General features: G+C 50.3%; 19 protein-coding genes and 1 riboswitch. Of the genes, 10 read left to right on the top strand and 9 right to left on the bottom strand.

The window, feature by feature from the left end; translation table 11 throughout:
* Positions 1–58: 58 nt before the first annotated feature.
* Both PsAD5_RS22110 and PsAD5_RS22105 read left to right on the top strand, forming a co-directional pair.
* Positions 59–505, top strand: coding sequence for a DUF4268 domain-containing protein (locus PsAD5_RS22110; protein WP_057464070.1), 447 nt, complete (start codon positions 59–61; stop codon positions 503–505).
* A 124-nt stretch (positions 506–629) separates the two neighbouring features.
* Positions 630–1,292 carry an NAD-dependent epimerase/dehydratase family protein gene (locus tag PsAD5_RS22105; RefSeq protein WP_057464071.1) on the top strand — a complete coding sequence of 221 codons (663 nt, stop codon included), beginning with the start codon at positions 630–632 and terminating at the stop codon, positions 1,290–1,292.
* Between the two features lie 519 nt (positions 1,293–1,811).
* Here the strand turns inward: PsAD5_RS22105 and PsAD5_RS22100 are convergent.
* Positions 1,812–3,200, bottom strand: coding sequence for a sugar porter family MFS transporter (locus PsAD5_RS22100; protein ID WP_057463844.1), 1,389 nt, complete (start codon positions 3,198–3,200; stop codon positions 1,812–1,814).
* Between the two features lie 296 nt (positions 3,201–3,496).
* Between PsAD5_RS22100 and PsAD5_RS22095 the strand changes: the two genes are divergently transcribed.
* Together PsAD5_RS22095 and msrA are read left to right on the top strand one after the other, a co-directional pair.
* Complete coding sequence (locus PsAD5_RS22095) at positions 3,497–3,964, top strand: GNAT family N-acetyltransferase (RefSeq protein ID WP_063293704.1); 468 nt, start codon at positions 3,497–3,499, stop codon at positions 3,962–3,964.
* A gap of 118 nt (positions 3,965–4,082) precedes the next feature.
* The gene (gene msrA, locus PsAD5_RS22090; protein WP_063293703.1) at positions 4,083–4,712 is read left to right on the top strand and encodes a peptide-methionine (S)-S-oxide reductase MsrA; all 630 of its coding nucleotides are present in this window, start codon (positions 4,083–4,085) and stop codon (positions 4,710–4,712) included.
* 85 nt (positions 4,713–4,797) lie between these two features.
* Here msrA and PsAD5_RS22085 read toward each other — a convergent pair whose 3' ends face one another.
* Complete coding sequence (locus PsAD5_RS22085) at positions 4,798–6,039, bottom strand: PQQ-dependent sugar dehydrogenase (protein WP_063293702.1); 1,242 nt, start codon at positions 6,037–6,039, stop codon at positions 4,798–4,800.
* 287 nt (positions 6,040–6,326) lie between these two features.
* Positions 6,327–6,457: riboswitch (SAM-I-IV-variant riboswitch) on the top strand.
* A gap of 47 nt (positions 6,458–6,504) precedes the next feature.
* On the opposite strand from PsAD5_RS22085, the gene PsAD5_RS22080 reads away from it, so the two are divergent.
* Positions 6,505–6,885: a hypothetical protein gene (locus PsAD5_RS22080; RefSeq protein WP_208988757.1), complete on the top strand. Its 381-nt coding sequence runs from the start codon at positions 6,505–6,507 to the stop codon at positions 6,883–6,885.
* 29 nt (positions 6,886–6,914) lie between these two features.
* On the opposite strand, the gene PsAD5_RS22075 is transcribed toward PsAD5_RS22080, so the two are convergent.
* The 7 genes from PsAD5_RS22075 to PsAD5_RS22045 all read right to left on the bottom strand — a co-directional run bounded on the left by PsAD5_RS22075 (position 6,915) and on the right by PsAD5_RS22045 (position 12,907).
* Positions 6,915–7,364: a group III truncated hemoglobin gene (locus tag PsAD5_RS22075; RefSeq protein WP_244272112.1), complete on the bottom strand. Its 450-nt coding sequence runs from the start codon at positions 7,362–7,364 to the stop codon at positions 6,915–6,917.
* A gap of 32 nt (positions 7,365–7,396) precedes the next feature.
* Positions 7,397–7,825 carry an acyl-CoA thioesterase gene (locus PsAD5_RS22070; RefSeq protein WP_057463735.1) on the bottom strand — a complete coding sequence of 143 codons (429 nt, stop codon included), beginning with the start codon at positions 7,823–7,825 and terminating at the stop codon, positions 7,397–7,399.
* A gap of 59 nt (positions 7,826–7,884) precedes the next feature.
* Positions 7,885–8,298, bottom strand: coding sequence for a group III truncated hemoglobin (locus PsAD5_RS22065; RefSeq protein WP_063293700.1), 414 nt, complete (start codon positions 8,296–8,298; stop codon positions 7,885–7,887).
* Positions 8,299–8,378: 80 nt separating this feature from the next.
* Positions 8,379–9,068 carry a Crp/Fnr family transcriptional regulator gene (locus PsAD5_RS22060; protein WP_008552228.1) on the bottom strand — a complete coding sequence of 230 codons (690 nt, stop codon included), beginning with the start codon at positions 9,066–9,068 and terminating at the stop codon, positions 8,379–8,381.
* Positions 9,069–9,287: 219 nt separating this feature from the next.
* On the bottom strand, positions 9,288–10,085 hold the full coding sequence (locus PsAD5_RS22055; RefSeq protein ID WP_208988756.1) for a ChbG/HpnK family deacetylase: 798 nt from the start codon (positions 10,083–10,085) through the stop codon (positions 9,288–9,290).
* Between the two features lie 81 nt (positions 10,086–10,166).
* Entirely contained in the window at positions 10,167–11,672 is a 1,506-nt protein-coding gene (locus tag PsAD5_RS22050; protein WP_063293698.1) for a glycosyltransferase family 39 protein, read from the bottom strand.
* A gap of 86 nt (positions 11,673–11,758) precedes the next feature.
* Complete coding sequence (locus PsAD5_RS22045) at positions 11,759–12,907, bottom strand: glycosyltransferase (protein ID WP_063293697.1); 1,149 nt, start codon at positions 12,905–12,907, stop codon at positions 11,759–11,761.
* Between the two features lie 260 nt (positions 12,908–13,167).
* Here PsAD5_RS22045 and hisS point away from each other — a divergent pair, with 260 nt between their 5' ends.
* The 5 genes from hisS (at position 13,168) to PsAD5_RS22020 (ending at position 22,912) form a co-directional block, all read left to right on the top strand.
* Positions 13,168–14,688: a histidine--tRNA ligase gene (gene hisS, locus PsAD5_RS22040; RefSeq protein WP_063293696.1), complete on the top strand. Its 1,521-nt coding sequence runs from the start codon at positions 13,168–13,170 to the stop codon at positions 14,686–14,688.
* Position 14,689: 1 nt separating this feature from the next.
* The gene (locus PsAD5_RS22035; RefSeq protein ID WP_084406029.1) at positions 14,690–15,811 is read left to right on the top strand and encodes an ATP phosphoribosyltransferase regulatory subunit; all 1,122 of its coding nucleotides are present in this window, start codon (positions 14,690–14,692) and stop codon (positions 15,809–15,811) included.
* Entirely contained in the window at positions 15,811–16,776 is a 966-nt protein-coding gene (gene hisG / locus PsAD5_RS22030; RefSeq protein ID WP_063293695.1) for an ATP phosphoribosyltransferase, read from the top strand. Before PsAD5_RS22035 ends, hisG begins: the two co-directional genes overlap by 1 nt.
* A gap of 257 nt (positions 16,777–17,033) precedes the next feature.
* Positions 17,034–20,813 (top strand): calcium-binding protein, encoded by a 3,780-nt coding sequence (locus tag PsAD5_RS22025; RefSeq protein ID WP_063293694.1) that lies wholly within the window; start codon positions 17,034–17,036, stop codon positions 20,811–20,813.
* Between the two features lie 281 nt (positions 20,814–21,094).
* On the top strand, positions 21,095–22,912 hold the full coding sequence (locus PsAD5_RS22020) for a calcium-binding protein (protein ID WP_063293693.1): 1,818 nt from the start codon (positions 21,095–21,097) through the stop codon (positions 22,910–22,912).
* Positions 22,913–23,114: the final 202 nt, after the last annotated feature.

Genomic DNA, 23,114 nt, shown 5'->3' with positions numbered 1-23,114 from the left:
CTTCGGGGTGCCCTTTTTTGCATTGTCACAAACAGCTTCAGCTAGGAAAAAACAACTCATGAGTGAACTAAAACAAAAACATCATGATATTTGGCAAGCAGTCAAAGACCAGATGTCTGACACTAAACTGCCGATTAAACTGAGAAATAATGTTCCTGACGGAAGTTACTACGACATCAAATTTGGCATACCGAACGCCTATCTGAGTCTCCATTACCTGGATGAAGAAAACTGCGCGAAAGTTATGATCAACTTTCGGAATGAGCCCGGCGAGGCCTACTTCAAAGAACTGCTACGCCAAAAAGAACATGTAGAGACAGAGATCGGTGCATCACTTGATTGGGACCCTGCTGAACATGCTCGATATTGCAGCATCGTGTTATGGAAGAGAGATGTTGATCTTGGCACCAACACGACAATGCCAGAGCTTGCGGACTGGTATGTAACCTGGCTCGGAAACTTCCATATGGCACTCTTCCCGCTGCTCTCTGCCATTCCCAAATAGCAATCGAAATGAAAGCACCTGAAATGGTGCTCTTATTTTTTGCATTAGGCTTCAATTTGCTCGAGTTTTAAACTCTCACCCTGATCTACCAATCTGCTTTGGCTGATAATCGGAGAAATTTCCTATGAAAAATCGTGTGGCGATGGTCTTTGGTGCAACTGGGCTGATTGGTTCTGAGGTGGTTCGGCTGCTGCTTGCCAGTGAGGCGTATGACGAGGTTCATGCAGTTGTGCGCAAAGATCCAGCGATTGAAGATGATAAGCTTCGTTTGCATCTGACCGATTTCAGCGATTTTTCCAGCCTTCAACTGCCAATGAACGTGACGGATGTGTTCTGCTGTCTGGGGACCACGCTGAAGGCAGCCGGCTCAAAAGAAGCGTTTTACGCGATTGACTTCCAGCTTGCCTACGACCTTACACGGTTGGCACGTGAAGCAGGTGCTGAGCAGTTTCTCATGGTTTCTTCGATTGGTGCAGCAGCGGGCAGTTCCAACTCCTATCTGAAGGTCAAAGGGGAGCTTGAAGAGGCGGTTCGTGGGTTGTCTTATGCTTGCACAAAAGTGTTCCGACCGTCTTTGTTGCTTGGTGAGCGTCAGGAACAACGCTTTGCTGAGGGGCTTGCCGCGTCGGTGCTGCCACGGCTTTCGTTTCTCTTTAAAGGCCCTTTGCGCAAATATCGTCCAATTGAGGGGGCAGCAGTTGCACGCGCACTTGTTGCCGGTGCACTTGAAGGCGGGAATGGTTTCAGCATTCTGCAAGGCGACGAGATTGCCAAGAGGGCTGGCTGAGCAGAATCTTATCCCCCTCGCCCAAATCACCCGCCATACTAATCCTATGTCCACGTACACGGGCAGCTGGCGGAGCGACCGTCAGTGTGGCGTGGGCTGGGCGGGGCTACCGGAAGACATAACGCATCCTCCGGCGGGTCCGTTGAAACACCCCTTGAAAGTCTTTAGTGCAGGGACCAAGCGGAAGCTGGTCACCCGATGGGCGTCTACACTGGCAGCTGCAGCTGTCAGGGACAAGTCAAACTGTCCTTTACAGCAACTGCCCTGACTGTGAGTTTCGAAGCAAAGCCTTGTGTTTTGTGAGACCTCACGTTGATGGGTAGGCACCTGCTCCCAATGCCTTTCGGTGGAGACCTTGTTTCATACAAAAACGCCCGGGCAAGGCGACAGCCAATGCCGAAGAAACTAATTTATATACAATGCGCAGGTATTGCCTGCTCGCCTTGCCCCTCCCGTTTCTCGGGATTTTAGCTTCACCACTGCATGAGAGGTCATGCGGTGCTTTTGGTGCTTGTGGTTTTACTCGCCAGCGACTGGCCTTTCAGCCGTCTTGCTGTCCCCTTTGTGGAACAGCTCGTAGATATCCTCCAGAGAGACACCTTTGGTCTCTGGTGCGCGGCGGATGGCGTAGACGGTTCCGATGCAACAGCATATGGCGAAGAACAGGAAGATCTCGGTGATCGTGAAGAGCTGGTTCAATTTGGGGAAACCGAACACAACGAGGAATGTGAAGACCCAGTTGACGGTTACTGCTACGACCATGCCTTTGGCCCTCAGGTAATTGGGGAATACCTCTGACATGTAGACCCATGGCAGCGGCCCCATGGAGAGGGAATAGGAGATCACGTAGAGGCAAAGACCTGAGACGGACAAAGCCGTGCCAATCCCGTCCCCCATGAGAAAACCTCCCACGATCAGGAACTGGGAGAGTGCGCAGGCGGGCAATCCGTAGACCATCAGGGGTCTGCGGCCAACGCGGTCAATAAGGAGCAAACTGGCAGCTGCGGCCAGAGCGAGTGCAGCGCCAAGCCCGACTGTTGCAGACAAGCGGCTTGCCTCCTCAGAAAAGCCCAGGTCGCCAAAAAGCTCCGGTGCATAGAGGATGACAGCATTGATGCCGCTGAGCTGTTGAAACAGGAAGGTGAAGACACAGAAACTGGTGATAGGCCGGTTTCGTGGATTGATGAGGTCCAGCCAACCTCCCTTTTGGTCTGCGACTTCGGCGAGGTCTTGTTCAATCCGCTTCACATTGCCTTTGACCCACGCCTCAGATCGGGTTGGTTCGATCTTTTCAAAGACGGCCTCAGCCTCTGCTGAGCGCTTTGCCATAACGAGCCAGCGCGGGCTTTCGGGGGCACTCCAGATTCCAAAAAGCAGAAACGCTGCAGGGATCGCGGAAAGGAGGAACATGAACTGCCAACGATTAATGGCTTCTGCGCTGTAGCCGAGATCAAGCGTGATCAGATTGGAGAGGTAGCCAATCAAGACACCAAAGGAGATCATGAACTGAAATGCGCCCAGCATACGGCCTCTGATCTTGCGCGGCGCAATTTCTGAGACATATTGGGGGCCAGCCATTGAGGACAGGCCAATCCCCATTCCGATGAGAGAACGGGCGAATGTGAGGATGAAAAGGTCTTGCGCCACACTGGATAAGACAGCTCCGGTGATAAAAAACAGGGCTGCGATGATGACCGTTGACCGTCTGCCAAATCTGTCGCTGAGATAGGCGCTCAGGTAGGCTCCGATCAAACCGCCGATGGACAAGGATGCGACCAGAAGCCCTCCCCAATACGCAGAGAATTCAAACTCTGCTTTGATGGGCTCATAAGCGCCAGCGATGACGCCTTCGTTGTAGCCATAGAGCAAACCACAGAGTACGGCGATACATGCCAGGAGGATAATCATGCGCATTCCCTTTAAAGACCAAGGGAAAGTATAGGCGGAGGTCTCTAACCAACCGGAGGACACACAGCCCTGAATTGAGCTGTTTTTCGCAAGACCCCAATAACGTTTGATCATATGCGGGAAAGAAAACCTAGATCGTTTCAGTGTCGCTATGATGATCCAGCGGCTTAAAACCGCACCTGTTAGGAATTACAGCATTGAGCTTTTCGCGGCCTTTGCCTTCAATTAAGCTTCCCGTCGCATGATCAGCGCAAGGCCTTCCCAAGCGCTTCAACCTTTGGCAACCAGGACTTACCATGATTGTTCTTCAGGATTTCCCCGCAGCTCGTTTTGATGAGTTTCAGATCATTTCCGTCTCTGAATACGCTCAGGACCTGATGGATAATCGCAGAATGGAGGAACAGGCCGCGCTGAAGAAAGCCGAGGAAGGCTTGTCAAAGGCCTTTCCAGAGGGAAAAAGCAACAAACACAATAAGCTGCTGAGCATCGTCAACAAAACGAAGGCTGGCGAAGTGGAAGTTGGGTTTCTCTGGTACTCCCTTCAGGATGATGCGTCTGTCTTCATCATGGATTTTCTGGTCTACTCAGAGCACCGTGGCAAGGGGTATGCCTCCAAAGCTCTTGAGGCGTTGAAGGCGACGTTCAAGAAAGATGGCCTGACGCAGATTGGACTGCGTGTTGCCCCCGACAATCACGGTGCCATACGCACCTATTACAAGGCTGGTTTTAACGTAACAGGCTGGAATATGTCCTGCGAGGTTTGAAGCGCGAACCATGCTCTCGCTGATTGACGTTTTGTTGAAGGGACTTCATTTCCGTTGAGGGCTGGTGGCTGCTAGGGTTTTGGAAATTCCAATGCATGACCTGATTTAAGGATCTGAGATGATTGCACGCAAAGCTGCAAAAGCCCTTGCCGTTCTTCCTTTGCTTTATGCTGTGAGCCAGCCTGCACAGGCTGCTGAGACCGAAACCGCAATTTTTGCTGGTGGTTGCTTCTGGTGTATCGAGTCCGACTTTGACAAGATCGAGGGCGTTCTTGAGACCACATCTGGTTACACGGGTGGCCGCAGTGCAAACCCGACCTACAAGCAGGTTTCTGTTGGTGGCACAGGTCATATTGAAGCGTTGGAAGTGAAGTTTGATCCGGCCAAGGTGTCTTATGAAGAGCTGCTGACAGCCTTCTGGCATTCCGTTGATCCAACCGATGCTGGTGGTCAGTTTTGTGATCGTGGTGAGAGCTATCAGACAACCATCTTTGCGACCTCTCCTGCGCAGCTGAAGGCTGCAAAAGCCTCCAAGAAAGCGCTTGGAAAGTCAGGTGAAGTGAACCGCCCGATTGTAACACCGATCCGCACTGCAGCTCCGTTCTATGATGCAGAAGATTATCATCAGAACTACTATGAGAAGAACCCGATCCGCTACAAGTTCTACCGCTATCGCTGTGGTCGTGATCAGCGCGTCAAGCAGGTCTGGGGTCCAAATGCTTACAAAGGTATCCCCGGCGAGCACTAAGGGCTTAGTATAGAACTCAAGAAGACCAGAGGCACTGCTCTGGTCTTTTGCTTTTAGGTGTGTTGTCGCAGGTCAGAGGAGATCCCTAGTCTTCGTAGTACATACGATAGATCCCTCCGGCAGAATCATCAGAGATCAACAAGGACCCGTCGCCAAGCTCGACCACGTCTACCGGACGGCCCAGATAATCGCCGCTGGCATCAATCCAGCCTGTTGCGACAATACTTGGGGCGCCAGCTTCTTCTTTCTCGTTGATGGGCACAAACACCACACGTGCGCCAATTGGCACTGAGCGGTCCCATGAGCCGTGCTGCGCGATGAAGACACCGCCCTTGTATTCTTCAGGGAACATATCGCCCTGATAGAACGTCATGCCCAAACTTGCGGCATGGGCATCCAGTTCGACTTCCGGACTCACCACGCCACTTGGAACAGGCTCATCAATGTAGTGCGGGGTACGGACCGTTCCGCCGCCATACCATGGGAAACCGTAGTTCTTGCCCGGCTCGGTGCCTTTGTTCAGCTCTTCAGGCGGGATGTCATCACCCATGCCGTCCACCTGATTGTCGGTAAACCAGAGATTGCCGGAGTTTGGATGAAACTCCAGGCCCACGGAATTTCTGATCCCGGTCGCATAGACCTGACGGTCCATACCATCTGCGGTGATGGAAATAATGCCGCCGATGCCGAGGCTGTCATAGAGTTTCAGTTTCATCTTGGGCGGGACGTTGTAAGGCTGGCCAAGAGAAATGTAGATGCGGTCATCCGGACCCTGATCACACACACGGGAAGAGTGATTATAGCTTTCTTCAGAGGGAGGGATAAGCATACCCTTGCCGACCAGCACCTTCACCGCTGGCTTGCCCTGCTCTTTATTTTCCAATGCGTTCGGAAAACTCAGGACACGGTTTTGCTCAGCAAGGACTAATGAGCCATCTTTTGTGAAACACACACCATTGGGGATGATAAAGGATTGATCTGGAGCGAATTGACGAACTTCTGCAGCTTTCTTGCCCTCTTCATTCGGAGTAACGACCCAGACTCTGTCCGTGGTCGTCCCTACAAAGACAGTTTTGCCATCAGGCGCGACGGCCATATGACGGGCATCAGGCACGGCTGCATAAGGCTCGATGTGGAAGCCTTTGGGCATGACCACAACTTCAGCGTTGCGAGCCAGAGTTTTCTGTTCTTCAGAGACCTGCTCCACAAACTCTGTTTTGACACCATCGACCATTTTGGTGGTCGTTGCTGCCAGAGATGTGGTTAGCAGCAAGGCGTAGGCGCACCCTGTCAGGACTCCAAAGAGAACGGGCTTTGTGGTGCACATCGTTTTTTCCTTCCTGAAGGGCTTAGAAATTTGACTGAGAAAATTTATCGGAATAATTGAAATGCTCTGCCTATTTGAGCCGTCACTATGCGCTCATTCAAAGTCTGAGGAGAATACTCAGATATGACGGGAATTCGGTTTATAGAACCACAAAAATTGAAGATATTCACTTAGCGGAAGTTGCGTTTTGTGGTGCTAGAATACGACACAACGTAAGTTTGAAAGTGTGGACAAAGAACAAAGGAAAGGTGCCCACTTGCAATTGCCTCATTTTCGTGCCAAACCCTACGCATCATCAAGAGAAGGGCTGGCGCCCTCGCCAACCTGCCTAACCGGGCAAGGTGGTCTCCGCCAAAAGGGATGTGGTTTCGAAGTGAGGACGCTGTCTTCATCATTCGTAACAACCAAGCGGTAGTTTCAATGGATTTTGCGCCAGTCCTCCTCGGGAAACCGATGGAGGATTTAATGTTTGATATTGCTGGTCAGCCACAGTCTGCATGGCAATCGTATGTATCTGAATATGTGCCTCAATCTTTGAGGGAAGCCGTCGCACACCTTGCCGACGAGTTTACTGCTGCCTATTTGCTGGATTGCCTGATTTTAGAAAAAGGGCTGCGCAGCCGGCTGCTTTCCAACTCCACACGCCAGCCGAATACGCCGCTGACCAATGACGAGCGCTCCGACCGGTTTGCTGTGCTGCTTCGGCTTTGGGCAGAAGGGTGTCATACAGTTGTTGACGAGCGCCTGTTTGCGGATACTGCACGCCGTCGTCCTGAAGAACTGAAAGCCTTGCGTGAGTACTTCAGGCAAAACGCGCTGCGCTCGAAAAAGAAATTCCCGAGCTAGTTAAGCTGCACTAAAATAAGAACTGATTTTTAAGCTGCGCGGCTGCCGAATTTTGCGGGAGGCGTGGCAAACGGGTCTGCGAACATTGCAAGCCACAGGCTCTGTGCGATGCGCTGTGCAGTTGCCAGAAGAAGCGGTGCGGCTTCTGCTGAGAAAATCGCATAGACTTCGTCTTCAAACAGGTCCATCCACTCATGGAAGTTCTCAGTGGTGACCCCTTGAATCCTCGCGTGAGCGGGAACCGGCTTGCCTTTATACGATCCAGTTTTTAGCAGCACTGACGCCCAAAAGTGCTTCATCTTGTGTAGATGCGGCCCCCAGTCCTCACCCATCTCTCTCAGGAAGATCGGCCCAAGCGTTTCGTGCTGGCGGACCTTGCCGTAAAAACTCTCAACCAGATGATTGATCTGGGCAGGTGTGATGGAAGGATCAAGCGGTGTCCGTTCACGCGCTGACATAACGGGAATTTTTGATGACACTGCTTGTTTCCTATTCCTGGTCCGCGATCCGCTTAAGCCTTGTTGTATTTAGCACGTTGCTCTTCAGAGATCACAATCGGTTTGCCGTCATCGTCAACAGCAACAAAGGTGAACTGAGCATTCGTAACCTTCTCGCGATAGCCAAAGCGGTGGCGCAAAGCCCAGGCCTCAATGGCAAGCGTTACAGAGGTTCTGCCAACACGGAGCACGTTGGAGTAGACACACATTACATCGCCTACTTTAACAGGGCGGATAAAGGTCATGCTGTCGATCGCAACAGTCACAACGCGCTCCATGGCGCACTGGCTTGCTGCAATACCGGCGGCAATATCCATTTGAGAGACAACCCAACCGCCGAAGATATCGCCAGAAGCATTGGTGTCTGCCGGCATCGCCATTGTGCGCGTGGTCAGTTCACCAATTGGCTGCTCTTCTTCGACAGCGTCTCTTGTATCATTCATAGTTCTAAAGCTCCGTAGATCCACCAGAGGAAATGCTATGCATGGCGAAGCTCAACTACTCAAGCAGGGATCATCGCCATATGGAAGCAATCAACAACCTGGGTCGCACATTTCTTGGTGTTGGCCCGAGCGGTTTCAGCAACGCATTCATCGACTGCATTCTCGAATAATTTCAACCAGCTGGCAATATCATCACTGCATACCTGCTTTGCAGCACCACGATACTTGCCAAGTGGACGACCAGAATAGCTTCTGTCTTTCATGAGAGCGGAGCACCAGAACCGCACGGCCTGAGCTTCGTAATCCTCCCAGTCGCACTTCATGCTATTTTGGTAGACCGATGCCAGCTCGCCATTGTGACGGAGTTTTTCTGAATGACTGGCAACCAAAGCACGCACTTGAGAATGCGTCAGGTCAGGATGGATTGGTGTGCACTCGTCCTGCGGGCGAATGTCAAAATGCTGATAGGTCATCTCGGTGTTTCAGGAGCCTTGTAGGGACAAGGCCCATGCCCTTCTTGTTACTTAGGGTCACTTTTACTCAAATACCGAGTTTAAAGCTCTGCGGCAGCTCGTAGCACCTCCGGCTTTTCGAGGCAGTAATATCCAGAGAGGCGGCTGATTACACCTTCTCTCTTCCAGACATTGAGGACGCGGCTGACGTTCTCCCGAGCCCCACCAGCCATATTGGCGATTTCAGCCTGAGAGATCTTATAGTGAACAAGAATTTTGTTGCTGTCGACTTTTTTGCCAAATGTTTCAGAGAGTTGCAGCAGCGTCTGCGCAACCCGGCCATTGAGTGGCAAGAAGGACCGTGCAGCGAGTGCATCATTTGAACGACGCAGGCGGGTCGCTACGATTTGCAGCATGTGACGGTAAACAGCGGGGTTTTCATCGGCATAGCGATAAAATGCAGCTTTGGAGATAAATGCAAGCTGGCTCGGCTTGAGTGCCGTTACGGTAGCGGAGCGCTCACTGCCATCAAGCAAAGCAATTTCACCTACCAGAGAGCCCTGCCCGAGAACTGCGAGCAGCTGCTCACTGCCATCCAGCGAGACGACGGAGACTTTCATGCTGCCTTCGATGATTGCGTAACAACCATTGCCTGGATCTCCGGCCTTGAAGAGAACTGCGCCGGATTTCAATGACATAGGCTGAGCTATCTCAGAGAGACCGTGTGCGTGTTCCTCAGCCAAACCCGACAGTGAAAAGCTGTTTTGAAGGAGTTCTTTGAACTTTGTCATCTTGCCACAAGATCCTGACGCGCCGTAGATTCAGTTTTTTAGTTTAAGCTGCATCAATATAATTGATGATTTTAATTAGGTCTATCATGCGGCCATTTTGTGACCGGAGTCACAGAGATGTTCTTTAGTTTTAGGCAAATTAGGGGTGTTCATAAATACCCCAACGTTTATGGCAAATTCAAAAGGAACGATCTCTTCAACCGCAGGAAGAGATCGTTCTTAGAACAAGAAGATATCTTTTTCCATCAAAAGAAACGGAAATTCCTCACTTATCAGGAACTTCAGCTGGTTCTCACGGGATGAGCTCTGGCGTACGTTTTTCTTTTTGACGGGTTGGGCCTGCTCTTCAGGATAGGATGGCCGACATAGGACCATCGCTGAATCCTGTGCCTTATTGATTCCGTGCCAGAAGAAATCTCTCAGATCCGTGTCCTCATCAGCCATTGGCAGATCTGGTCCTGAGAATATAGTTTCTAATCCGGCTTTGGTGGCGCGCTTTGAAATGGAGTTGCTCGATCGACTAACACCAGCAGGCAGTACCAGTGCAGGCTCTCGTCCTGCCATCATGCTGAGCACCGTGATGAGCGCTGAATGCACGGCAGGATGCTTTGCGAGGTTTCCCTGAATGGCAACAAATGCTGGCGGACGGGCATAGACCTCTTCGAACAGATCCACTTGTGCGGCGATCTCAGCGGCGATCGCCTCTTCCGGTAGCATCTTCATGGGGCTGCGCATTGCGTACCACCACGGCGCGGGGAACGTCTCCCCGAATACGGTCCGGCCAAAATCGGTGAGCGGTCCGGCGGGCTTTGTCAGTGTGACTGTCAGACCGACCATGGTTTCATGTTCGGCCCAGGCAACCACGTCACGCAGCTGATAGAACTCCCTCGACCACATCTTGCCAGTGACAACGCAGCCTACGGCAGAAAGCCGACCTGCGATGATTAGATCGCAGATCGCCCGGTCAACACCGTAGCTTTGCCCAAATTCGAGACTCGTCAAGAGGATGCGCTTCATCGCGCGGATCTCCCAATCCAAAAGGTTCAGGAGTACATTTAACAAAGCCTGCAAATTTAACGCAACGGAATCTCAGCTGTTTCAGTTGGATTTCAGGGGCTGTTTCGGGTCTGACAATCGGTAGACCCGTACATTTTCAATAGCTGTTTTTCCGAATAATCCCTTATTCTCTCGGGGGATGGTCTTCAGCAGCTCAACCTGATTGAAGTTAGTTTTCAGCTTTTGTGAGCGGTCTCTTCTTTCCTCGGTGACGTACAGCATGTCACTATTTTCGGGATTTTGGAGATTATCGGGAATCATTGCATAGCGCATTCGCTCAGGAATTCCGTAGACTTTGAGGTCTGTCTTCTTGAGCGCATCCGACATTTGGCCAGTCAAACCATAGCTGGTTGTGCCAATCCAATTGATGTCATTCGCGTCTGCCAACTCGGTTAGTTCATCCCCAATATCTTGCCAGCCGCGCATCTGGTGCGTTGGATCTTTACGGCCCAGAGATGTGTTGAGCGGGGTGTAGGCGTGGATATAGACCACGCCAGCGACAACGACACCCAGGCCGACTGTAGTCGGGGCAAGCACCTTGAACCAGCGACCAACATTGGCAGGCGGATAAGCTGCTGCAATACCAGCGAACATGGCAAGTGTCGGATACATTGGTGCTGGCCAGTTGCCCTGAACACGCGAATGGAGTGAATGGAAGAGTAGATAAATCAGGAACGGCAGGACCGTCAGAACCAGCAGGCTGGCCGTGTTGTCTTGCTTTATCATTTTGCGGATGACGCGCCACGCACCAACCATCGCAATGATAAAGACGAGCGGGTTCAGTAGGCCTGCAACAGCGCCTATGAACTCGCCAATGTACTTGACGGAGTACCCTTCCGGTACAGAACGCCCAAACTGCTTTACAAAAGAAATCCACTCATGCTGCGAGTTCCAGTAAAGTACTGGAGAGAAGATTGCGATTGCCAGTGCTCCGCCGAGCCACAACTGCCAGGACAGGAAGTATCTGCGGTTCTCCGGCACCCACACCAGCCAGAGAATAATCCCTACCCCCAGAAACAACACGGAGTATTTTGAAAGAAGGCCTAATCCTGCAAAGATACCAGCCAGAATCCACCAGTTCGCATTTTTGGATACCGTCAGCTCTGCCATGGCCCATAAAACCAGTCCCCAGAAGAAAACAGAGGGGGCGTCAGGCGTAGCTAACAATGAGCCGACACCAATCAGCAAACTTGCGTTGAAAAACAGGACTGTCCAGCCAGCGACATGGGCGTCATACAGGATTTTTGCAGTTCGCCAGAGCGCAAGGGAACCGATTGCAGCAGACAGGATACTGATGAAGCGAACGCCAAGTGCCGTGTCACCGAACAAGGATTGGCCAAGCCAGATCCAATAAGCGACCATTGGCGGGTGGTCGTAATAACCCAATGCAGGATACAGCCCCCACAAACGATAGTAGGCTTCATCCTCAACCAAATCGACATTCATACCAGTTGCCAGCCGTGCCAAAGACAGCACGGCGACAATCAGGATCAGATTGGTCGGGCGCAACCAAAAGCTCAGCGGCTTTCCTGCGGGATTGTCCTGCATTTAAATGCTTTCCTCAAAGTGCTTTAACTTTGGTTTCCTGCGTTTCTTCCTGTGAAAAGCTTCTCTCACTATTTCGAAGAAACGCTTTAGCCTTTGCGCCATGTCAGAGCGTTGGAAACAACGTAGTTCCAAACCGCGCCCATAACGGCACCAGCAGCACCAGCAAACCACCAGATTGGTTTGTTCGTGTAGATCAACTCTGCCACACCAACGTTTGCCAAAATACCAAAGCTACAGATCACATAGAATGTGAGCAGACCTTTGATCCACGCAAGCCCTGTCAAACGACGGTCGCGATAGGTCAGGCGGTTGTTGAGGAAAAAGTTCGAGGACATGGCCACAAAGGTCGCAACCAACTGAGAGAGGCCAAATGGCATGCCGAAGGCAGCAAGGAAGATCTTCAGTGCGATGAGGTGAACGACGACACCAGTTCCACCAACCATGGAGTACATAAGAAAACGGACTGAAATCTTGTCATCGAAGATTTTGGAAACCAGCAGGCCGAGGTAATCCATGGTCACTAGTGTATCGAGCTTGCTTTCACCATGCTGACGCTCACGAAAAACGAAAGGCAGTTCTTTCACACGCAGAGCGCCTTTTCCGCTGGCGACAATATCGAGCATGATTTTGAAGCCTTGGGACGACAAACGCGGAGCGAGCTCAACAAACCTGTCACGACGCAGCATGAAGAAGCCGCTCATCGGGTCGGACAGTTCCACTTTAAGAAACTTACGTGCCAGATTGTTGGCAAGATTGGAGCCCCATGCACGAATTGAGGACAAACCCGTCCCAACATCCCCACCTTCCACATGGCGGGAGGCAACGCAGATGTCGTAGCTTTCAGAACGAAGTGCTTCGAGCATCTTGGGCAACAGGCTCTCATCGTGCTGAAGGTCAGCATCCATCACAGCTACAAATTTGGAGCTGGAGGCCAGCATGCCTTCAATGCATGCGCCGGACAAACCACGACGACCAATACGCTGAACAATGCGAACACGCGGGTCTTGCTGCGCAATGTCAGCAGTGACTTTAGAGGTCCCATCTGGAGAATTATCATCAACAACAATAACTTCCCAAGCTACACCAGCGAGCGCTTTATCCAGCAGCTCAACCACGATGGGAACGTTTTTGCTTTCGTTATAAGTCGGCAATACAACAGTTAACTCTGTTGGACCTGTAACGCGACCTTCGGATTTGCTGATTTCAGTTGGTTCGTAGTTGGTGTTTGACACCATGATTTCTCCAGTGTGCAGACCTTCCTTTGCATGCGTAAGGGAATGGTCCTTCCATTTTTTGGGGCGACCTTAGCTTCTCTTGACGCTATTGCAAGTATTGATTGGGAAATTTGCGCCGGATTGCACCCGCTTCGCGCCTTGCCCTCCCCTGCTCAATGGGCTAGGAGACAGACAACAGCATGCTTCCCTTGGTGCGTTCTGGGGACTTATTGCGGGAAGCGCTTGCAACAACCCTTTTATTTCATGGATGAGACGGCCTCATGGCAAAAAAGAAAAGTGCCAAGCTCAAAGCTCGTTTACCGCGTGGATTTGTAGATCGCGGTCCAGCTGAACTGCAGGCGATGGAGCAGATGCTCTCCGTTATCAAGCAGACTTATGAGCTTTACGGCTTTGAGCCCGTGGAAACTCCAATGTTCGAGTACACTGATGCTCTTGGCAAGTTCTTGCCAGATCAGGACCGTCCGAACGCTGGTGTGTTTTCGCTACAAGATGATGACGAGCAATGGATGAGCCTGCGGTACGACCTGACCGCGCCCCTCGCCCGTCATGTGGCCGAGAATTTCGAAAGCCTGCCAAAGCCTTACCGCAGCTACCGCGCTGGTTATGTATTCCGGAATGAGAAGCCAGGACCGGGTCGTTTCCGCCAGTTCATGCAGTTTGATGCAGATACGATTGGTGCACCTTCTGTCTCTGCTGATGCTGAAATCTGCATGATGGCGTCCGACACGATGGAGCGCCTCGGCATTGCTCGTGGTGACTACGTGATCCGCGTGAACAACCGCAAGGTTCTGGACGGTGTGATGGAAGTGATCGGCCTTTCCGGTGACGAACACGCTGAAACCCGCCTGACCGTTCTACGGGCTGTCGATAAACTGGATCGTCTTGGTGTTGAAGGCGTTAAGCTGCTTTTGGGTGAAGGCCGTAAAGATGCTTCCGGCGACTTTACCAAGGGTGCTGGCCTTGGCGAAGCGGAAGCGGAAAAGGTTCTTGCCTTTGTGGAAGCTGGCGGGGAAACCACTGACCAGACCATCGAGAACCTTCGTGGTTTGATCGCAGACAGCAAAACTGGTGCAGAAGGCGTTGAAGAGCTAGCAACCATGGGCAAGCTGTTTGATGCAGCTGACTACACCGATGGCCGTGTTCTCATTGACCCATCTGTTGTGCGCGGTTTGGAATACTACACCGGCCCTGTTTATGAAGCTGAGCTGACCTTTGAAGTTAAAGACGATAAAGGCCGCCCTGTGCGCTTTGGCTCTGTTGGTGGTGGCGGACGTTACGACGGCCTCGTTTCCCGCTTCATGAGCCAGCCTGTGCCTTCTACCGGCTTCTCTGTTGGTGTTTCCCGTCTGATGTCAGCACTCACTATGCTCGGCAAGCTTGGGCAGGAAGAAGTTGCAGGCCCAGTGGTTGTATGCGTGATGGACAAGGACGTTGACTCCCTTGCACATTACCAAGCCATGGTTCAGGAACTTCGCACTGCTGGTATCCGCTCAGAAATGTATCAGGGCAACCCAAAGCAGTTTGGCAAGCAGCTTCAGTACGCTGACCGCCGCAACTCACCTTGTGCCATCATTCAAGGCTCGCAAGAGCGTGAAGAAGGCGAAATTCAAATCAAAGATCTCATTGAAGGCAAACGCCTTTCTGCCGAGATTGAAGATAACAAAACCTGGCGTGAGAGCCGTCCTGCACAGTTTGCTGTGAAACGGGATGATCTTGTTGCAGAAGTGAAAAAGCTTCTGGCCGCACAGGAAGACGATCGCAAAAACCAAAGCGAGAACTAATATGACATTGGGGGATAACCGCAGCTTGGCTCTGAGCCGGCTTTTTCGGGATGCAGGTTATGAAGAGGCAACCCCGCCAATCTTACAGCCAGCCGATATCTTTTTAGATCTGGCTGGTGAAGATCTCCGGCGGCGCCTTTTCCTGACTACAGGGGAAGATGGACAAGAGCTTTGCTTGCGTCCTGATTTTACCATTCCGATTGCCCGACATTATCTGGAAACAGGTATCGCCGGACGTACTGCGGCATTCTCCTATGTTGGGCAAGTTTTCCGACATCGACCTGGGCAACTGGGTGAAACCATGCAGGCCGGTGTTGAATCCATTGGCCGCGAGGATGAAGAACAAGCTGATGCGGATATGCTGGCGCTTGCTATAGAGACTGCTGATAAGCTGGGCCTGTCCTCCCCTCGCATTCGAGTGGGTGATGAAGGCCTGTTTACAGCTGTTCTGCAAGCGCTTGAGATTCCAAAGGTTTGGCAACGTCGTCTGCGTGATGTGTTTGGTGAGCGTGACCGGCTGGATCAGGTTATCACCCGAATGAGTGGTGTTGAAGCCAAGCCGGATGCGAAGCTGGGCTTTCTTGCTGCTCTTGAGGGTCGGGACCCAGAAGCAGCTGTGGCTGTTGTTGAAGATGTGCTTTCACTTGCGGGCATTTCTGCTGTTGGTGGACGTACAGCTCACGAAATTGCTGAGCGCTTCATGGAGCAAGCCGCCCTTTCTGCTGGATCAGGCGTGGACAAGGATGTGATCTCGCGATTGAGCGAGTATCTCAACGTGTCCGGTCCGCCACCTGCGAAAGCGGTTGAGACCTTGCACGGGTTTGCCAACGAGACCGGGCTTAATCTGGATGCCTCTATTGAGCGTTTGGCGAAGCGTACCGACCTGATGGCAGCGCGTGGCATTGACATTTCAAAGCTGGAGTACTCCGGTGATTTTGGTCGCCGTCTCGATTACTACACCGACTTTGTCTTTGAAATTCATCATGAAACCAGTGAACATCTTGGACAGGTGATCGGTGGTGGTCGCTACAACAAGCTGGTGGAACGTCTTGGTGCGCCAAGTACTGTGCCTGCTGTTGGCTTTACAATCTGGCTGGACCGCGCTTTTGAGGGAGCAAGCTGATGAGCTCTAATCTTATTCTTGCGATACCGTCCAAAGGCCGCCTTCAGGAAATGACCCACGCGTTCTTCGCGCGGGCTGGTTTGAAGGTGAAGCGTCCGGGTGGTGATCGCAATTACCGCGGAACCTTGAAGGGTGTGGATGGCGTTGAAATCGCGTTCCTTTCTGCCTCTGAGATCGCGCGTGAGATTGCGGCTGGTACTGTTCACTTCGGTATCACCGGAACGGATCTGGTCAACGAGAACATCGACCGCCCCGAGGAGAAGACGCATATCATCACTGCTCTTGGCTTTGGCCATGCGGACGTTGTGATAGCTGTTCCGACTGCATGGATTGATGTGTCCACCATGTCCGATCTTGCTGATGTTGCTTCTGATTTTCGTGCGCGGCATGGTCGCCGCCTGCGCATTGCGACTAAGTATGTGAACCATACTCGGCAGTTCTTTGCGGAAAAAGGCATTGCGGATTACCGCATTGTTGAGAGTGCTGGCGCGACTGAAGGTGCACCTGCTGCTGGTTCTGCTGAGTTGGTGGTGGACATCACCTCGACTGGCTCCACGCTGAAAGCCAACAATCTGAAGATCCCTGAGGATGGTGTGATCGCCAGGTCTCAGGCACACCTGGTGGCATCCAGAACAGCCAAATGGAATGAGAGTGCTTTGCAGGCCGCCCGTTTGATGCTGGACCGGATCACGGCGCAGGATAACGCTCACAATTTCAAAGAGATGCGTACTGTTGTCGCAACCCCTGCAAAGGTGCTGGAGAAGGTTGCTGCTCTTGGCTGTGTTGCCCCGTTCGGCATTGAAGGTTCTTCTTTAGTCCTGCATTGCCCTGCTGCCAGAGTGCCTGAATGTGCAGACATGCTGCGCGAAGAAGGAGCACAAATGGTAACAGTGACACCGCTGGAGTATGTGTTCCACACAGCAAACCCGTTGTTTGAGCCTCTGGCACAAAAAGTCGCAGGCTAACACCTAAACCACTGAGAAAAATTTTTGAACGCACCTCTACTCGGGGTGCGTTTTTTATTGCGTTGATTTGCGTTACTTGCGAGAAATCTGCGCATTTATGTATCTATGACATACCCGCAGTAACTTCAAAATACTTATCCATCCAATTTATGTAAATTTAGCGATTTCTCTGAGTCACCTAGGCACAACCTTGAAGTGCATTTCTTATATGTGCTCAATGCACATATTTAAATATTTATGAAATTCGAGGATAACAGATGGCTGCAGAGAAAATGTCTCTTGAAGGCGATAACAGCTACGGTTTCAAGCGTGGAATAGGCGTCGATTATTTTGGAGGAGCGCCCGGAATCACTACCATTCGTTTTGATGGTGACCTCACACTAAGCGATTTCAAGATCCGCCTCGAAGGTGGCGATCTGGTATTCTATCTGATCGACCCGGCTAACCCGAACCAGCCGCTTAATGAGATTGCTGACGTTTTTTACTTTGATAATTGGATTGCTGGTGATCACGGCATCGAACGATTTGAATTTGCTGATGGGACATCTCTGTCAAAAATTGCCGTTCAAAGTAACGGACGTCTGAAGCTCTATGGAACCGATGGAGATGATGCCTTTATCGGAACTTCCGATAGAGATGAGATTTACGGTAGTGAAGGTGCAGACACGATTGATGGCAAAGGCGGTACCGACATCGTCAACTATCTCCTGTCTGATGCTGGCGTGACCGTTAATCTTGCGACAGGTGAAGGCTCTGGTGGCCACGCGGAAGGCGATCAGATCTCAAATGTCGAGTCCATCATTGGTTCTTATCATGATGATGTTCTGATTGGTGATGATGGCAACAACAACCTGTTTGCTCAAAACGGTAACGATCATCTGGAAGGCGGAGCCGGTGATGATTGGCTCAATGCTTATGGCTCTGGAGCGGACTACCTTGATGGCGGTTCCGGAAACGATACTGTACGCTATCGCTGGTCAGGATCTGCGGTTACCGCAGACCTGACCGACCAGGCAAACAATGCTGGTGATGCTTCTGGTGACGTCTACGTCTCCATCGAAAACGTGATGGGCAGCAACAGCTACGGTGACCACATCACAGGCGATGCCGGTGACAACAAAATCTGGGGCTACGGCGGCAATGACACGCTGGAAGGTGGCGATGGGAACGACACTCTCCTTGGCGGAAATGGCAACGACATCCTGAAAGCCGGTAATGGTGACGACTATCTCGACGGTGGCGCTGGAGACGATGAGTTCAACTACGGTGAAGGTACCACTACCTTCCGCTATGACCTTGGCAATGGCAACGACACCATTCACGTCAACCACGATGTAGATTCTTCCTACAATGACAAAATCGTCTTTGGCCCAGGCATCTCCCCTGATGAGATCACGGTAACTCGCCAGGGAGAAGGCACAGATAAATATGGCACCGAACGCAATGATCTTGACCTCCTGCTGACATTCAAAGATGGCAGCACCTTGCTTGTCAAAGAAGCTTTTTATTATGGACCGAATGGCTTTGCCTTCGGAGAACTTCAGTTCGCAGATGGCACTGTCTGGAACTGGGAAAGCTTCAACAAAATGCGCTTTGAAAACGCTGGTGACGAAGGTGAAAAACTCGCTGGCACCTTGGGCGATGACGTGATTGATGGCCGGGGTGGTGACGATGATATCATTGGTTATTCAGGAAATGATCACCTAATCGGCGGTGCCGGAAACGACACGCTTGAAGGTGTCGAAGGAAATAACCACCTGGAAGGTGGTACTGGCGATGACACGCTAAAAGGCTCTATTGGCAACAACATTCTCGATGGTGGCGATGGCAATGACACTTTCTTTAGCAGCACAGACGGCGAGGATACAATTATTGGTGGGAGCGGAGACGATTCCATTTATACGTGGAGTGGAACTGCGATTGTTGATGGTGGAACAGGTGATGACGATATAGATATATCTAGTTCAACCGTCACCATTCATTACGATCTAGGTGATGGCAATGATACTGTTGACATCAAGCACTCTGACGATAGCTCTTACAACAATAAAGTTATTTTTGGAGCAGGTATATCACCTGATGAGGTTACTGTTACGCGTGCAAGTAGCACTTCAACCACCCTTCTGCTGACTTTCAAAGATGGCGGAACGTTGCGTCTCTACGATGTTTTCCACTATGGACCAAATCACTTTACATTTGGCGAACTCCACTTTGCAGACGGCACTGTTTGGAACTGGGAAAGCTTCAACAAGATGCGCTTTGAAAACGCTAGTGACGAAGGTGAAGAACTCGCTGGCACCCTGGGCGATGACGTGATTGATGGCCGGGGTGGTGACGACACAATCGACGGTTACTCCGGTGACGATCATCTCATTGGAGGTGAAGGGAATGATGATCTCTTCGGTGGAGAAGGTGATGATCACCTGGAAGGCGGGGCTGGCAACGATAAACTGAACGGCTGGACGGGCAACAACATCCTCGATGGAGGAGATGGCAACGATACAATTTACAGCGCCACTGATAGAGTAGACCAGATCAAAGGGGGAAGTGGTGACGATAAAATTCTTGCTTGGAGTGGTTCTGCCGTTGTGGATGCAGGAACAGGAAACGATAAACTTTACATCTCAAACGCAAAAGTCACACTCCACTACAAGCTTGGAGATGGCAATGACACAGTTGATTTAGCGTACTCAGGCGAGTTGCAGAATGAAAGTCATAAACTGATCCTTGGCGAAGGTATCTTGCCAGACGAAGTTTCAGTGACACGCTTCACAGGTACTTCAAAAAGCATCTTACTCACATTTAAAGATGGTGGAACAGTAAACCTGCTATCTGTCATTGATCCTGATATATTGCGCCTAAACTTCGGTGAAATCGAATTTACCGATGGCACAATTTGGAACTGGGAAAGCATCAATGAAAGGCTTCTTGGAGGCTTGAGTGATGAGGCAGACCATCTTCGAGGCACTACTGCTGATGATACCATCGATGGGCTCGGAGGTGATGATATCATCTTCGGTGACGATGGAAATGATCATCTAATTGGCGGTGCAGGCAACGACAAACTGAATGCCGGCGAAGGTGATGATCATCTTGAAGGTGGGGCAGGTAATGATACACTCGAAGGATATAGAGGCAAAAATATCCTTGATGGCGGAGATGGTGACGACGTTATCGTTAGTTTTTCCAGCGAGAGTAACGAGCTACTCGGAGGTGCGGGTGATGACAACATATTCGCACATGGTGGTTCATCCATAATTGAAGGCGGGACAGGCGACGACTTCATTATCTATCGCAGTAAAGATGCGACATTCCTTTATAATCTGGGGGATGGCAATGACACACTGGAAGCAACTTCTCCTACAGTTCAGCCAAACAAGATTGTATTTGGTGAAGATGTCTCGCCGAGCTCCGTTGTTGTTGCTTACGTGGCAGAGCAAAAAGAAGATCTGCAGCTGACATTTGCTGATGGTGGTACAATCATCATCAAGAAAGCTTTCAACCGTCAAACTTCGCAGTTCGACTTTGGGGAGCTTCATTTCGCAGATGGTATGATCTGGACCGGAGATGACATTAGCCAGAAGCTTGACAGTGCGAGTGAAAGCGCAAGCCAACCTGATGAAATTGGCACTTATCTGGTTTTCTCTGACTATGCGGAATTTTATTCAACAAATTCGCTGGATGACCTGACTATCCTTGCCGGTGCAGGTGATGACATCATTGTGTCTGGTGGCGGTGATGATCAAGTTCATGGTGAAGCCGGTAATGACACTCTGACTGGAGGAGAAGGCAATGATGCATTCTACTTCGGTGTAAACTTCGGCAAAGATATCATTACAGATTTCGCTGCGGGAGCAGATTCTGTCGACACCATCCACTTCAGCGAAGGCACCTTTGGGAACTTTGAGGATGTGATTGCGGCAGCAAGTGACGTTGGAACTGATACTGTCATCCACCTTGATGAGGGAAACTCTATAACTCTGCAGAATGTAACGATTACTGATCTGCATGCAGATGATTTTGCGTTCGCTTCCTGAGTAGTTATGTAATCAAGTGCTTTGAGCTCCGGCATTTCTATGTCGGAGCTTCACAGTAGGAAGTGGTAAATTTTGAAAAGACGTTTTCAAAAATATACCACTTTCCATTACAGCAAAAGAACAACATCACATTCATACATGAAGTGAATAAACTAATAAAAAAATCAAAAATACATTAATTTATTTATAAAAGCCACGCGCAAGCTACGTAAAACACTATCCATATGAAGTTGAATGAACCTAAACAACTTCATAGAAACAATGTATAGTGGGATTTTATTATGGCGTATATAGATACTGATAAGAACAATCTGGGTTATACCTACGGATATGGCGGTCAGTACAACGGAACAGCAGGGAATGATATTTTCGAAGGCACACTCTGTAATGACATCATGAGTGGCTTTGGAGGTGATGATACCTTCCGAATTGGTACTACAACAAATGGAGATCATTACATCGGGGGCTCTGGATATGATGTAATTGAGATTTATGGCTTTGATCAGTATTCAAGTTACGCTAATGTCGAGATCATTACAATGACTGGCATTGAAGAGATAAAAAGCACTGTGACATATGCTGACACTTTTGTGCAGGTAGGAACATCTCTTCCGAAATATTCCTTCAATCCAACTGGTGGGTCCGAGAACGATCCTCTTGTTTTAGATGTTCGAAATGTGAAGCTTACCAATATTACCGGACTACATGGTTCTTATAAAGCTGATGAAATCTTTGCAACGAACAATGATGATTACATTGAAGGAAAAGATGGTAGCGATACTCTTCATGGGGAAGATGGAGATGACACCATTTATGGTGATGACTCAAAGTACAAACTAAGCGGCAATGATACCATTTACGGCGATAAAGGTAACGACACCCTTTATGGTGGTAAAGGAGATGATCACCTTCTCGGTGGAGAAGACAATGACACCTATGTGTTCAAGCTTGGCTTTGGCAAGGACGTTATTACTGAGACATCTGGAACAGATACCATCCGCTTTGAAGATGGTATCACACTGTCAAACCTTAAAGGCGTGATTGATGGTAATGACCTGAAGATCTATCTTATTGATCCAGCTAATCCAGACCAACCACTTGACGAGATTGCTGACGTTATAACAATCAAAAACTGGAGTGCAGATAACCCTCAAATTGAGCAGTTTGAGTTTTCTGATGGAACAATGCTATCTCAGTTCCCAATCGAAGAAGATGGTGTCCTTAGGTACTACGGCACCTCTGGTGACGACACCTTCACCGGTACGGACTCCAATGAGGAAATCTACGGCAGTGCTGGTGCTGACAATGTTGATGGTGGTGGTGGCCGGAATGCTATCAGATACACACTGTCGGAAGAAGGCGTGTCAGTTAATCTAGCGACCAACGTGAATACTGGCGGCCATGCTGAAGGCGATCAACTGACAAACATCAGTCAGGTTTTCGGATCTCACTTTGATGACGTTATCGTCGGAGACGACGGAAATAACGGACTGTTTGGCTTTAGTGGCAATGACCACCTGGAAGGCGGCGGCGGCGATGACTGGCTCAACGCTTATGGTTCGGGTTCAGATTATCTCGATGGCGGCACTGGCAATGACACTGTGCGTTATCGTTGGTCTACATCTGCAGTCACTGTGGACTTGACCGACCAATCAAACAACACTGGAGATGCTGCTGGCGACGTTTACGTCTCCATCGAAAACATTATGGGATCTGATAAGCATGCCGATCATCTAACGGGTGATGCAAATGCAAATAAGATCTACGGATATGGTGGCAATGATACTATTATCGGCGGTGCTGGTGATGACACGTTTGATGCTGGCGCGGGTGATGACACCATGGAAGGTGGAGCGGATAGCGATACGTTCTATTTCCGGTCAAACTTTGGCAATGACATCATCACGGATTTTGTAGCCGGCGCTGGTTCCGAGGATGTGCTTCAATTCTCTGAGACTTTCGATAGCGTTGCAGATGTCCTTGCTGCAGCAAGTGATGTTGGTGCGGATACTGTTATCTATGTGAATGATGACACTTCAATCACCCTGCAGAATGTTTCTGTAGCTGATCTCCATGCTGATGATTTTGCATTCGTTTAAGTGGTGGTGAATTAGACTAATATGAGGCCTCGGCGTGTATTCGCCGGGGCTTTTTTATATTTCGCCCTGCTGATCTAACGTTTGACAATAGCGGATGAGTGACAGGACGCTTGGTTCTGCTTTGATGGGGTGTGTTGCCCTTGTGGGCGTTGATTATTTTCAATAGCTTCATGCTGATTGAAAGCAGGGTGACTTGAAGGAC

The sequence above is a fragment of the Pseudovibrio sp. Ad5 genome (assembly GCF_001623095.1).
Lineage (GTDB): Bacteria > Pseudomonadota > Alphaproteobacteria > Rhizobiales > Stappiaceae > Pseudovibrio.
Note: the sequence above shows the minus strand (reverse complement) of the source record. Positions and strands in the feature narration are given on the sequence as shown.